General features: G+C 51.6%; 13 protein-coding genes. 2 read left to right on the forward strand and 11 right to left on the reverse strand.

What is annotated here, in order from left to right; all coding sequences use genetic code 11:
* Nucleotides 1–489: 489 nt before the first annotated feature.
* The 6 genes from ACO0LL_RS01905 to ACO0LL_RS01930 all read right to left on the reverse strand — a co-directional run bounded on the left by ACO0LL_RS01905 (nt 490) and on the right by ACO0LL_RS01930 (nt 6,927).
* Nucleotides 490–1,521: a LacI family DNA-binding transcriptional regulator gene (locus ACO0LL_RS01905; RefSeq protein WP_422949327.1), complete on the reverse strand. Its 1,032-nt coding sequence runs from the start codon at nt 1,519–1,521 to the stop codon at nt 490–492.
* A gap of 76 nt (nt 1,522–1,597) precedes the next feature.
* Complete coding sequence (locus ACO0LL_RS01910) at nt 1,598–2,659, reverse strand: ABC transporter ATP-binding protein (RefSeq protein WP_422949196.1); 1,062 nt, start codon at nt 2,657–2,659, stop codon at nt 1,598–1,600.
* Nucleotides 2,660–2,693: 34 nt separating this feature from the next.
* Entirely contained in the window at nt 2,694–3,563 is an 870-nt protein-coding gene (locus ACO0LL_RS01915) for a carbohydrate ABC transporter permease (protein ID WP_422949197.1), read from the reverse strand.
* Nucleotides 3,560–4,462 (reverse strand): carbohydrate ABC transporter permease, encoded by a 903-nt coding sequence (locus tag ACO0LL_RS01920; RefSeq protein WP_422949198.1) that lies wholly within the window; start codon nt 4,460–4,462, stop codon nt 3,560–3,562. The genes ACO0LL_RS01915 and ACO0LL_RS01920 overlap by 4 nt, the downstream gene beginning before the upstream one ends.
* A gap of 35 nt (nt 4,463–4,497) precedes the next feature.
* Complete coding sequence (locus ACO0LL_RS01925) at nt 4,498–5,748, reverse strand: ABC transporter substrate-binding protein (protein ID WP_422949199.1); 1,251 nt, start codon at nt 5,746–5,748, stop codon at nt 4,498–4,500.
* A 279-nt stretch (nt 5,749–6,027) separates the two neighbouring features.
* A complete protein-coding gene (locus ACO0LL_RS01930; RefSeq protein ID WP_422949200.1) occupies nt 6,028–6,927 on the reverse strand; it encodes a LysR family transcriptional regulator in 900 nt (299 codons plus the stop codon).
* A gap of 131 nt (nt 6,928–7,058) precedes the next feature.
* Between ACO0LL_RS01930 and ACO0LL_RS01935 the strand changes: the two genes are divergently transcribed.
* The gene (locus tag ACO0LL_RS01935; protein WP_422949201.1) at nt 7,059–7,541 is read left to right on the forward strand and encodes a DUF1348 family protein; all 483 of its coding nucleotides are present in this window, start codon (nt 7,059–7,061) and stop codon (nt 7,539–7,541) included.
* Here ACO0LL_RS01935 and ACO0LL_RS01940 read toward each other — a convergent pair.
* From ACO0LL_RS01940 to ACO0LL_RS01960, 5 genes are all read right to left on the reverse strand, one after another.
* Nucleotides 7,511–8,710 carry an acyltransferase family protein gene (locus ACO0LL_RS01940; protein WP_422949202.1) on the reverse strand — a complete coding sequence of 400 codons (1,200 nt, stop codon included), beginning with the start codon at nt 8,708–8,710 and terminating at the stop codon, nt 7,511–7,513. The genes ACO0LL_RS01935 and ACO0LL_RS01940 overlap by 31 nt on opposite strands.
* Before the next feature lie 118 nt (nt 8,711–8,828).
* Nucleotides 8,829–9,527, reverse strand: coding sequence for a LytR/AlgR family response regulator transcription factor (locus ACO0LL_RS01945; protein WP_422949203.1), 699 nt, complete (start codon nt 9,525–9,527; stop codon nt 8,829–8,831).
* Complete coding sequence (locus ACO0LL_RS01950) at nt 9,524–10,606, reverse strand: sensor histidine kinase (protein WP_422949204.1); 1,083 nt, start codon at nt 10,604–10,606, stop codon at nt 9,524–9,526. Before ACO0LL_RS01950 ends, ACO0LL_RS01945 begins: the two co-directional genes overlap by 4 nt.
* Nucleotides 10,606–11,544, reverse strand: a complete 939-nt coding sequence (locus tag ACO0LL_RS01955) for a LysR substrate-binding domain-containing protein (RefSeq protein WP_422949205.1) — start codon at nt 11,542–11,544, stop codon at nt 10,606–10,608. The genes ACO0LL_RS01950 and ACO0LL_RS01955 overlap by 1 nt, the downstream gene beginning before the upstream one ends.
* Nucleotides 11,545–11,548: 4 nt before the next feature.
* Nucleotides 11,549–11,995: an Lrp/AsnC family transcriptional regulator gene (locus ACO0LL_RS01960; protein WP_422949206.1), complete on the reverse strand. Its 447-nt coding sequence runs from the start codon at nt 11,993–11,995 to the stop codon at nt 11,549–11,551.
* 125 nt (nt 11,996–12,120) lie between these two features.
* On the opposite strand from ACO0LL_RS01960, the gene yedA reads away from it, so the two are divergent.
* Nucleotides 12,121–13,005, forward strand: a complete 885-nt coding sequence (gene yedA, locus ACO0LL_RS01965) for a drug/metabolite exporter YedA (RefSeq protein WP_422949207.1) — start codon at nt 12,121–12,123, stop codon at nt 13,003–13,005.
* Nucleotide 13,006 lies beyond the last annotated feature (1 nt).

A 13,006-nucleotide genomic window follows, 5' to 3' on the forward strand; every position in this document is an offset into this window, starting at 1 on the left:
CTGCTGTCTGCTCCATGGATCAAAGTGAATGCGCTGACTAGTCCGCCGCATACCCAGGCTATTTGCAAACATTAGCCAGGACATCTACAGCATCCACAGAATTCCTTAGCCATGCCCCGCGTGCGCTTTGCATCAGTCCAAATTAAATCACCGAGGCATTGCGGCTCCACTATCCTGGAGACTGCAAACTATCTGAATTTCAGCATCTACCATTCACCAATATTTGGCACAGCTATCCAAATACGGGTGAAATAATATTCAGCTTTCAATTGCATGGAAAGGTTTCCATAATTTCATAAAAAAAATGAATAGTCAAGAAACCCATTCATTCTTTTTACACTTATTTGCGCTATTTCTACAACAAAATTTCACACCATAAATTGAAGCGGGCTCAACACATTCAAACATGTTCAAACACATTTTTCTGCTGCTGTTTTGTCTGAACTCTGGCTGTTTTGTCTGAACTCTGAAATTAAATAAACATCACGATCATGAGCCAGCCTTGCTCCGTTGCTGCGCAGGTTTCGCCAGGGATGCGCGCATCGTCACCTTGATCGGGTAATCACGTGTGACTGGTCTTCTCAGACCATAGCAACGGTTCAATAATTCATTCAATGCACTGAGCGTGACATCGCGCCAGGGAATATGCACGGAAGTCAGTGGCGGCGCAGCATAGGCTGCGCTCATGGTGTCATCGTAACCGATGACCGAAACATCATGGGGAACGGAAATGCCAGCTTGCTGGAAGAAGGACAAGGCCCCCAGTGCCATTTCATCATTCGCGCAGAACAGAGCGGTGAAAGGACGGCCTGACTCCAATAATTCTTTGGCGCAATTCCAGCCACCTTCGGGTGAAAAATCACTCTCGGCTATCCACATCTTGCCTGTGTCAAGTCCTGCATGACTGAGTTCACCAAGGAAACCATTAATGCGTTCCACATTATCCGGCGCGGTCGCTGGACCAGCGATGACGGCGATATGTTTATGCTTGTATTCAAGCAGGGCGCGCGCAGCCATGACACCGCCTTGCACATGGTCAGCAGCAAAGCACTGGTCAGCGATGGTTTTTGAATCGTGATTCAAAACCACCAGACGGTCACGTTTTGGGCCGAGAATAGAAAAATCCTCATCCGTCAACACATTGCTCATGACGATGAGACCATCGCAACCACGTTCCATCAAAAATTCTATTCCCTCCACACCTTGCCGCCGTTCATCACCTATACCAACGCCGAACGCGACCACCATGTGCAAACCAGCCAGGCGCAATTCTGTATCGATAGACTGCAGGATGGGCATGTAAAAAGTACCCTTGAGCACAGGGATATACACGCCTATCATTTGCGAATTGCCCGACAGCAGGCTGCGTGCCGCATGGGAGGGGCGAAAATCCAGTTCAGCAATGGCCTTGCGCACACGCTCCTGCGTCTTTAAAGACACCGACCCTTTGCCGCTGACAACGCGTGAAGCCGTGCCCAATCCCACACCCGCCAGGCGGGCCACATCCTTGATAGTCGCCACTTGATTCTTTTCCATATTTATCATCCGGCCAGTATATTAAAAATTTGCCCCGACTATCGTGAATTATCTTCTTCAATCACAAACGTGACTCTGTTTTTGCATCGAACAGGGCAACCCTGTCGGTGTGAATATCAAAGCGCACTGTCTCGCCCAGCTTGAACTGCCGGTTCTCATGGTCCAGCAAACACAACTGCTGCTTACCCATAGTCAACCATAAGAGTTGATGATTACCCATGGGCTCCAGCAGACTGAGTTCGCCGCTGTATGCGCCATTTGCATGCACCTGCATATATTCTGGCCTGATACCCAAAATCACATCCTGCACTGGCGATGTTGCCTGAGACGCATAAGCCGATAAATCCAGCTTGATCACTTCATTAACAAACTGCTTGTTTTCATTGAACTTGCCGGCAATAAAGTTCATGGCTGGCGCACCCAGGAACCCTGCGACAAACAGGTTTGCCGGTCGCTCATATACTTCAGACGGCGTACCCAGTTGCTGTATCTTGCCAGCCCGCATGACGACAATACGGCTGGCCAGGGTCATGGCTTCTACCTGATCATGCGTCACATACAGCATGGTAGAGCCAAGATTCTGATGCAGCAGTTTGAGTTCACGGCGCAATTCTGTACGCAACTTGGCATCCAGGTTTGATAGTGGCTCATCAAACAAAAACACCCTGGCTTCCCTGACCAGGGCACGGCCTATCGCCACCCTCTGCCTTTGCCCACCGGATAGTTGCGCTGGTTTGCGTTGTAACAGTGTCTGCAATTGCAGCATCTCTGCCACTCTGGTGATGCGGGCTTGTATTTCTGGTTTGGCGACACCATTGATGCGCAAGCCGAAAGACATATTCTTTTCTACCGTCATGGTCGGGTAGAGTGCATAGGATTGAAACACCATGCCTATCTGCCTCTCACTGGGTTCGGCATAGCTGACATCCTTGCCTGCGATTTCTATACTACCTGCCGCGATATCGATGAGACCAGCTATGCTGTGCAACAGGGTTGATTTGCCGCAGCCGGACGGCCCAAGCAAAACCAGGAACTCCCCCTCCTCCACATCCAGATCCAGTTGATCAATGATCTTTTGTCCGCCCAGCTGTATACCCAGATTCTTGAGACTTACATATGCCATGCACCCGTCCTTAGCCTAAACCTAAACTTAATCTTTAACCTTTGACCGCACCGGCGGCAATGCCACGCACAAACCAGCGGCCTGAAATGAAATAGATAACCAGCGGCAGCAAGGCCGTCAATATGGTTGCTGCCATGTTGACGTTATACATTCTGGTACCGGTCGTCGTATTGATGACGTTATTCAGTTGCGCCGTCATCGGCAAATGTTCACGCCCCGCAAATACCAGGCCGAGAATGTAATCATTCCACACGCCTGTGACCTGCATGATGGCGGCCACGACTATCATGGGCAGGGACATGGGGAGCATCAATTGTACAAAGATGCGGAAAAATCCACCGCCGTCTATGCGTGCCGCATGAAACAGTTCTTGCGGTATGCCCAGATAATAATTGCGAAACAGCAGGGTCATAATAGGCATGCCAAAGATCACATGCACAAGGACGATGCCAGGCAGGGTGCTGAAAATATTCAGGGCTGCCAGCACCCGCACCAGCGGGAACATCATCACTTGCACAGGAATGAAAGCGCCCGCCAGCAAAATACCAAACAGGAGTTGTGAGCCACGGGGCCGCCAGAATGACAATGCATAGCCATTCAGCGCACCCAGAAAAATCGCCAGCACGGTGCTGGGTAAAGTAATCGCCACTGAGTTCCAGAAGCCGCTACTGATACCTTCACAGGCCACGCCTGTACAGGCTGTGCTCCAGGCTTGCCGCCATGGTTCCACCGTCATTTGCATGGGCAAGGCAAAGATATTACCCAGACGAATTTCTTCCATCGATTTGAAAGAGGTCACCAACATGATATACAGCGGCAGTAAAAAGAACGCCGCCGCAGTCAGCAAAAAGGCATAGATGCCTATGCGTGCCGGCGTCCATGTGCGTTTTATGTTTGCCCTCATATTTTTCCCTTGCGCGCTCTTGCATACGCATAGGGTATCAACAGTGCCAGCACGGGCAGCAGCATCATGATCGCACCGGCAGATGCCAGTGACAGGTTGGCGCGACCAAACAAATGGTCCATGATGAATTTTGCTGGTACTTCGCTGGCAGTGCCGGGGCCGCCCTGCGTCATCGCTTCGACCGCATCAAACAGTTTGACGACAGCCGTTGACAGCAACAAAAAGACGGTGGCGAAATTAGGCGCCAGCATGGGGATGATGATGGACAGATAAACCCGCCATGCGGGTATGCCATCCATGCGCGCAGCTTTCCAGATATCTTCATCTATGCCGCGCAAACCCGCCAGCAGCATAGCCATGACCAGGCCGGAAGCCTGCCACACGGTCGCGATGACGATGGTATAGATCACCATGTCCTGATCGACTATCCAGTCAAACTGAAAATCCTTGAAACCCAGTTGCCGTATGCCTTCTTGTATCCCCACACCCGGCGTCAGCATCCATTGCCACACCAGGCCGGTGGCGACGAATGACATGGCATAGGGATACAGGAAGATGGTGCGCAGTACGCCTTCACCCGTGACATTCTGGTCTATGAATACGGCAAGCAAAAAACCAATGATGACGCAGGCCAGAATAAACAGTACACCATAAATAGCCAGGTTATTCAGTGACAAGAGCCAGCGTTCATTGTCGAACAAGCGCTCATATTGACTGAGGCAGACAAAGTTATTGACGGGCAGAGTGCGCGAGCTGCTCAGCGATATTTTCAGTGTCCATAACAGCGTCGCCAGATAGCCAAATACCACGGTCAGGCTCATGGGCAGCAATGCCGCATGAGGGATGAGCCTGGTATGCAGCTTACCTTTATATCTGGCGCTGGGTGAAGTGATTGGCATGTATGAGGGTGCTTGGCAGAGTATCAGTAGGGCACTTAGTTCTTCAATGCTGCGATGATATTCTTTTGCGCTTTTTCTACTGCCATATTGGTATTCCAATAGGCTGTCAGCACATCAGTCAAAGCACCGTTCTGGTCTGGTGTAAGATAAATTTCGCCTATGCCGGCATGGCGGCTTTTGTCTTTCATGATTTCCAGACCCATCTGGGCACACAGGTTCAGTTGCGTCACATCCAGATCATTACGTATGGGGATGGAACCCTTGAGTTTATTGAACTCCAGTTGCGGTCCGGGTGCCACCACAATGCTGGCCAGCAGCTTTTGCGCTTTGATGGTTTCTGGATTGCTGGTTTTTGGAAAAACAAAGGCATCGCCCTGTATCAGGTAAGGTGCTTTTGGTCCCAGTCCAGGCATGCAGCCATATTCGCGGCCAGCGACTTGTTTGGCCGCGACGAACTCACCCAAAGCCCAGTCACCCATGATTTGCATGCCGGCCGTGCCTTTGATGAGCAAGGCGGTAGTGTCATTCCAGTTGCGGCCAGGTGACGCTGTATCAATATAGGAACGCAAGCGCTTGAAGCTTAGCAACACCTTGCGAAAGGCTTCTGAATTCATGGCGGTGACATTACGGTCACGCATCACGCTCAGGTAGAGATCCTTGCCACCTACATTGGCCAGCATGGCCATGAAGACGATAGTCTCTTGCCAGGCCTGGCCACCATGTGCCAGCGGTATCAGGCCGGCTGCCTTGAGTTTATCCAGAGCAGCAAACAGTTCATCTGGCGTCACTGGTTCTTTGTCTATGCCGGCTTTTTTGAATGCAGATTTTGAATACCATATCCAGGCTGGCATGTGGATATTCACCGGTACGGCATAGTAATGTCCCTTGATCTTCAAGACATTGCGTATGGGTTCTGGCAGGGTCTTGTCCCAGTTCTCTTTGGCGGCGACATCATCGACATTATTGAGCATGTCTTGTTCAACGACATCCTGGAATTGTCTGGAAATATTGAATTGCGCAGCAGTGGGCGGGTTACCACCTACCATGCGGTTGATGGCGACGGAACGCGCCTGGTCACCACCGGCAATGGCAGTATCTGTCCACACGCCACCTGCAGCACGATAAGCATCGGCAAATTTGGCGACAGCAGCCGATTCACCACCGGATGTCCACCAGTGCATGACTTCGGCTTTGGGCCCTGCGGCATGCGCGGACATACTCGCGGCTACCAGGCCGCCCAGGCCACCCAACAACAGGGCAAGCACCGGTTTATTGGTTTTATACATTTTGTCTCCGCCTAAGTTTCCACGGGTGCAGATGGCAGATCATGGTCTGCAATTTTTCTGCTTTCTTCTGTTTTTTTATCGTTATACCTGTTACTGCATACATGGAAATTCCCGCCTCTCATCATGCCCAGTCACATCGGCTGAATACAATTGGAAACGTTCCCATAAATCCAGGCAAAATATAACACCCTGGGTTTTCCAGTGTCAACATATTGTCAATATGAAAAACAACAGGGTAAGCAACCCTACTGGCTTTCATCACACATCTCCCCCAGGAATTCAATGCTGCACCATGGCTGCACGCAACTGCGCAACGATGAGATCGACAAAACTCCTGACCTTGGCATTTGCATAGCGGCCTTCCCTGTGTACTACATGCACGGGCAATGGGGCAGTCTCGTATGCCTGCATGATGCGGCATAGCTGCCCATCATCAAAATACTTACCCACCTGGTAAGACAACAGGCGGCTGATGCCCAGACCTGCCAGGCTGGCTTCTATGGCCGCATCATTGCTGCTGACCGTGAGACGTGGCTTGACCTTGATTGCCATATTCTGCCCTGCATGGGCAAAGCGCCATTCGACCATGGGTGTGACACCCGTGGCGGCAATGATGCTGTGCCCGCTTAATTCATGCGGGCTGGCCGGCGTACCATGCGCTTGCAGATAAGCGGGCGAGGCACACAACAGGCGGCGTATCTGCCCTACCCTTATTGCCTTCATGCTGGAATCTGGCAATTCGCCTATGCGCACACCGACATCAATGCCTTCTTCCAGTAAATTGACGACACGGTCAAGGAAAAGTGCGGACACATCCATCGCCGGATAGCGTTGCAAATATTCGACGATACCAGGCATGACAAACATTTTGCCAAACATGACGGGAGCAGTGACGGCCAGATGCCCACGCGGCTCGGCATTGATGCCCGCCGTGGCTTCATCGGCAGCCTCAACATCGGCAATGATGCGGCGGGCATCTTCCAGATAGCGCTGGCCGGCTTCTGTGACTCTGACAAAACGGGTGCTGCGATTCAGCAGCTTGACGCCCAGCCTGGCCTCCAGCGATGCGATAGCGCGGGTCACTGCTGGCGGCGACATGGCCAGACGACGGGCGGCAGCGGCAAAGCCCTCATCCTCGGCAACGGCTACAAATACAGTCATCAGATGCAGCTTGTCCATGGCACTCCGGTGATTATTCCGCTATTTACAATAATTAATTGTAAATCATGGCTATTCTTGAGACAAACGATATTGCGTAAATTTGAGTATCGATAACTCAACTCACGATATTTACTTAAGGACAAATACAAATGGATAAGTCATTGGAAATTGCACGCCCACCCTTGCCACCCTTTACGCTGGAGACGGCAATACAAAAAGTACGCATGGCAGAAGATGGCTGGAACACCCGCGACCCTGACAAGGTGGTACTGGCTTATACCGTAGATACCGTCTGGCGCAACCGCCATGAATTCCCACAGGGACGTGAACAGGTCAGGGAATTTTTACAGCGCAAGTGGGCGGCTGAACGTGAATACCGCCTCATCAAGGAAATCTGGGCATTTAGCGAGAACCGCATTGCCGTGCGTTTTGCCTATGAGAGTTGCGATCATGAGGATAACTGGACGCGTTCTTACGGCAATGAGAACTGGGAATTTGCTGACAATGGCCTAATGCATAAACGATTTGCCAGCATCAATGATCTGCGCATCAGCGCAGATCAGCGTTTATTCCACTGGCCCCAGGGTCGCAGGCCAGATGATCATCCCGGGCTCAGTGCTCTTGGTTTATAAGTCAGACCGAGATCGAGTCCGAACAGGGGTCGCAGGAAAAACACCCGGCGTATGATCTCGTAACTGAGGAAGCAAGTCGCTGCTGTCAGCGCCACCAGCAGGATACCTTCTGGCAAGGCAGGCAAGGCCAGCGGTTTCATGCCATGCGCCATGATGACGATGTAAGTCTGATGCAGGATATACACAGGAAACACTGCCTGCGTCAGATAGCGCCTTGCCGGGCTGTCAAAGTTCAGGTACTGCTTCGCATAGCCACAGGCTGCAATAATCGCTGACCATGCCATGCAAACCCACACGCAACGCTGGAACATGATGAACCACTGTGGTGTTGCATCATATTCGAAGCTGAAATAGATAATCAAAAACAACCAGCCACATGCAGCTATTCTGAGGGCCAGCCAGCGCATGCTGGCAAGCTCTTGCCAGAATGCCTGGGAATTGGCGATCAGGGCACCGAATGTAAAGATAAACAAATAGCAGGCATGGTTATACCAGTCAGCCACCAGGCCATTATTCGGCGGGTAAGAACTGAACAAACCCATACGTACCAGCGCCAGGTAAGCAACAGGCAAAACCAGGATGCGCCAACCCTTCATCTGCTTTTGCAGCCAGTTGCGGGCAGCCTGGAACCATGCAGGTTTGAAAGCCAGCCAGAACCACAGTAATACACTATACACCCACAGGTAAGCAACAAACCACAGGTGATTCCAGGTGGGCAGATCCAGCACACCTCCCCCTATCTTAAAGCCGCGGTAATGATGCAGGTAGAGCTGCATGAATTCGCCGTAGCTGCCTGCATAAGCGAGTTTTTCTACCACTTCAAGATAAGCCTGCGGCGGTACGATCACAAACATGCCGAAGATCAACGGCAGCAAAAGACGCAGGCTGCGGCTGCGCAGGAATTTACCGGTGGCGATTTTTTCCAGCATGAAGGCAGATGCCACACCTGAGATAAAAAACAGCAGGCTCAGACGCCATGGGCTGGTCAGCATCATCAGCGGTTGTATCGCGCTATTCGCATGCGGGCTTTTGACATGCCAGCCCCATTCCACATAGTACATGCCCACGTGATACAGAATCAGCAGAAAGAAGGCGATGATCCTGACCCAGTCGAGAAAATATAAACGCTGGGAAGGCAAACCTGGCACTGCAATGCTTGAATTTGACATGGCTCTTTTTCTGGTCATTGATGAACACAGACGCGATACTAAAAGCATGGTCAAATTCACTCCAGAAAAATGTGGCGGACTGGATGTGAGCAGGGGTGAAATGGAAACCAGCCCTAACTCAGTTGGCAAGCGCCTGCACGACCTCGTCTCTGTGCTGGCGGCTGCATGGCAGGCGCAGGCCATCTTGCAGCAGCAGTTCAGCATCGCCCTTTTGCGCTGGCAAAACCTGGGTAATCTGGCTCAGCCTGACGATATGGCTGCGGTGGCAACGCACAAACTCCTGCCCCAGCCTGTCCTGCAAACCCGACAAGGTTTGCCGCATCATGTGCTGTTGTTGCGCGGTATGGATCATCACATAATTATCAGCAGCTTCCAGTCGTATGATGTCGGCCAGTCTGATGACAGTGACACGGCCTTTTTCGCTCAATAGCAAATGCTGTTCTGCCTGGATTTTCTTCGCGCTGCTCCTGCGCTCGCTTACTCTTTGCAGGGCACGCAAGAATCTCGCCTCATCATAAGGCTTGAGCAAATAATCTATCGCATTCGCATCAAAAGCCTGCAGGGCGAACTGGTCATAGGCGGTGACAAAAACGATCAGTGGCACAGGCGCTGCCAGTTGACTGGCGACGGTAATGCCGTCCATCTCCGGCATTTGTATGTCGAGGAAAACCAGGTCGGGCTGCTGCTTTTGTATGCATTCCAGCGATTCTTTGCCATCCCTGGCCTCTGCTACGACAGCATCTGCCACATGTTCGGCTACCAGACGCCTGAGTTTATCCCTGGCATAGGCTTCATCATCAACGATGAGGATTTTCATGGAGCTATTCTCCCGGCATCAATGAGCAGACGCAGCTCTGTCATGACACCTGATGGTCTCAGACCGGTCAATTGCAGGCTGGCTTTATCCTGATAAAGAACTTGCAGGCGCTGGCGCAAATTACTGATGCCTACGCCTGAGCCTTCCGCGTTCTCCTGCAAATGGCCTGCGTCATCCTCGATGCGCAAGATGACTTGTCCTGCCTCCTTGTATGCGCTGATCTTGATGTGAGTAAGCTGGCTGCGTTTTTCGACAGTATGCTTGAAACTGTTTTCCAATATGGTTTGCAGGCTCATGACCGGTACTTTACTGGTCAGCACATCGTCAGCAATGTCCCAGTTGATCTCTACCCTGTCGATAAAGCGCAGGCTCATCAGTTTTGCGTAGGCCTGCAGCAGCTTCAACTCATCTGCGAGGCTGGTTTCGCTGTGCTGACCCAGGTCCATGCTGGCGCGCAAAAGTGCAGCGATTTCACTCAGAGCGGTATCAGCCAGTTTGACATCGGTGTACATCAGCGATGAAATGGTGTTGAGTACGTTGAACAGGAAATGCGGTTGCATCTGTTGCGTCAGCCTGTGCAATTGCGCATCGCGTAACAGCGCCTGGGATTTTTCTGCATTTTCTTTTTCTTCGAGCAAAGAAGCATAGGCTTGCAAGCCAAAAATCACGACATAAAACATGCCAAAGAACATGAAGATCTTGCTGCACTCATAAAAATACACTTTGATCCAGCCATCATGCTGATAACTGAGTCCCAGCAAGGCGTATACCGAATGACGCAGACTATATACCATCACCACAAATACAGTGCTGAACAAAGGCAGGGGCAGGATTTGCTGCAAGAACCATTTGGCTGGTGTCTGCAATAAACGCCTGTCGGTCAACTTGCGCCTTTGCAGCAAAAGCAGCAACGTGCCGACGAGGGCAGAAGAGCTTTCCCAGAAGATGGGTTCCCAGATATGTTTGCCGCCACCTTTCAGATGATCTTGCACGGCTACCGCCACCATCAATAGCCAGAACAGAAACCAGCCGGCGAAGACTGGTTTTTTGATCTTGTCCCAATACGCCAGTCCGTCCATTATTGCGCCACCAGATTGCTGGTGCCCAGCCACTTGCCACTCAGGCTTAAATCACGGGTCAGTTCCAGCACCAGTTTTTCTACTGCCATGGCTGCATTCGTCAGCGGGATATTTTTTGAGGCACACAGGGTTACGGTACGAGACAGTTGTACATCGCTGATGGGGCAGGCACGCATTTCACCACGTTCAATTTCTGCCAGCATCGGTGATACAGGCAAGATGGTCGCTCCCATGTCGGCCATCAACGCAGATTTTAAAATCGCTATCGAGGTGATGTCGATGACATTCTCTATGTGCTTGCCGTGCTCCCTGACCACCTGTTCTATGCGTGGCCGCACGCCATGTTGTATGCTGGGTAAAATCAGGGTCGCCTGCAAGGCTTGCGCCAGCGTGATCGATTTGCGCTTGCAGGCAAACTGTGAGTCAGTGCGTGTGATGTACATCATTTCTTCTTCAACCAGCGGCTTGCTGGCAAAGCCGCCCAGTTGGCCATCATCAAACAGTATCGCCAGGTTCAAACGGCCTGAGCGTAACTGCTCGGTCAGGTTGCCGGTCAATTCTTCTGTCAGCTGAAAAACGATATCGGGATAAGCTGCACGTACCGCTTTTAACAAGGGAAAGGCCAGCGCGCCAGAGGCACTTTGCGGTATGCCCAAAGCAACAGTGCCACTGGGTTTGTCGGTTGATTGGGCGACGGCTGATCTGGCATCGCTGACTTGCTTCAAAATCGCCAGCGCATGTTCATAGAATATTTTTCCGGCGTCGGTCGCCTGCATGCCTTGTGCAGAACGATGCAGCAAAGTCGCACCGAGTTCTTCTTCTAGTTGCTGCAATTGCTGTGTCAGTGCCGGTTGCACGATATGCAGCACGCGCGCTGCGCGTGACAGCGAGCCGTGATCGACGATGGCGACAAAATAACGTAGCTGGCGCAATTCCATTTTTTTATTCCACGGGCTTGATGGCCCGTCTTTCTATCGATGAAGACAAGATCAGGGAAGTCGAAGTGACACCACAACGGGCGAGGCTGGTGATCACACGCTCCAGCTCACGCACCGAAGGTGCGACCACTTTGACAATCACGCAATCTTCGCCTGTTATGGCATGGCATTCAACCACTTCTGGTACTTGTTCGGCAATTTTTAAAACTGGCGTATCGGTTCCACGGCTGGCGATACGGACAAAAGCGGTGATGCCATAACCCAGCGCTTCTGGATCAACCCTGGCATGATAGCCAGTGATGACATTGGCCGCTTCCATGCGCTTGACCCTTTCAGTCACGGCAGGCTGGCTCAGATGTATGCGACGGCCTATCTCGGCCATGGTGACCCTGGCATCAGCCTGCAAAATCTCGAGGATTTTGCCATCCATCATATCCAATTCTATTTTCACGGAGAAACCCTGCTTTTTCGTTGAGATTAAAAGAAATGTACCTGATTTACCTTTGATTATCCATTCAATATTCAAACTGACTAACATACACTGATTACCTGAAATTAATTTAAGCTAGTCCTGCCATGCGCCATTTGCCACGTAAAGTTTTACTCGCCCTGCTTACCGTCTATATAGTCTGGGGCTCCACTTACTTTGCCATACAGGTGGCTTTGAAGGCTTTTCCGCCTTTCATGATGATAGGTACGCGCTTCCTGGTAGCCGGCGCTATCTTGTACGCCTGGCAAAAATCGCGCGGTGCGCCCAACCCGACTTTGCGTGAATGGCGCGATGGCGGCATCGTCGGCATTTTGATGCTGGGTGGTGGTACTGGTTTGACAGCGGTGGCGCAGCAATATGTGTCTTCCGGCTTGACTGCCGTGTTTATTGCCTGCTCACCGATGATACTGTCTGGCTTGTCTGGCATGTTTGGTGACTGGCCCAAGCGCCGTGAATGGGCAGGCATATTCTGCGGTTTTGCTGGTGCCATGTTGCTGGCGTCTGACGGCCAGTTTTCGGCACAACCTTTGGGCATACTATTTTTGCTGGGTGCGATATTGTGCTGGGATGTGGGCTCGATTTTGTCGCAAAAGAAACTCAAGATGGCGGCTGGCGGCATGGGCTTTGCCAGTGAAATGCTGGTCGGTGGCTTGTTCCTGTTCATCATCAGCCTGGGTAAGGGTGAGCAACTGACGGGTGAAGTCACGGTCAATGCAGTGGCTGCCTGGGCTTATCTGGTGGTGGCTGGATCGCTGCTGGCATTTACTGCCTATATGTATTTGCTGTCCAAGGTACCGGCTGGCCTGGCTGCGAGTTATGCCTATGTCAATCCTGTCATCGCAGTAGGTCTTGGTGTGGTGTTTGGTGGCGAGCACTTGTCCATGCGCGAGATGCTGGCGATGAGTATCATTCTTGGCAGCGTGATAGTGCTGACCAGCGCGCACAAGCATAAAGAACAGACTGCCAGCTGAT

It is taken from the genome of Undibacterium sp. TC4M20W (assembly GCF_049340245.1).
Classification (GTDB): domain Bacteria; phylum Pseudomonadota; class Gammaproteobacteria; order Burkholderiales; family Burkholderiaceae_D; genus Undibacterium.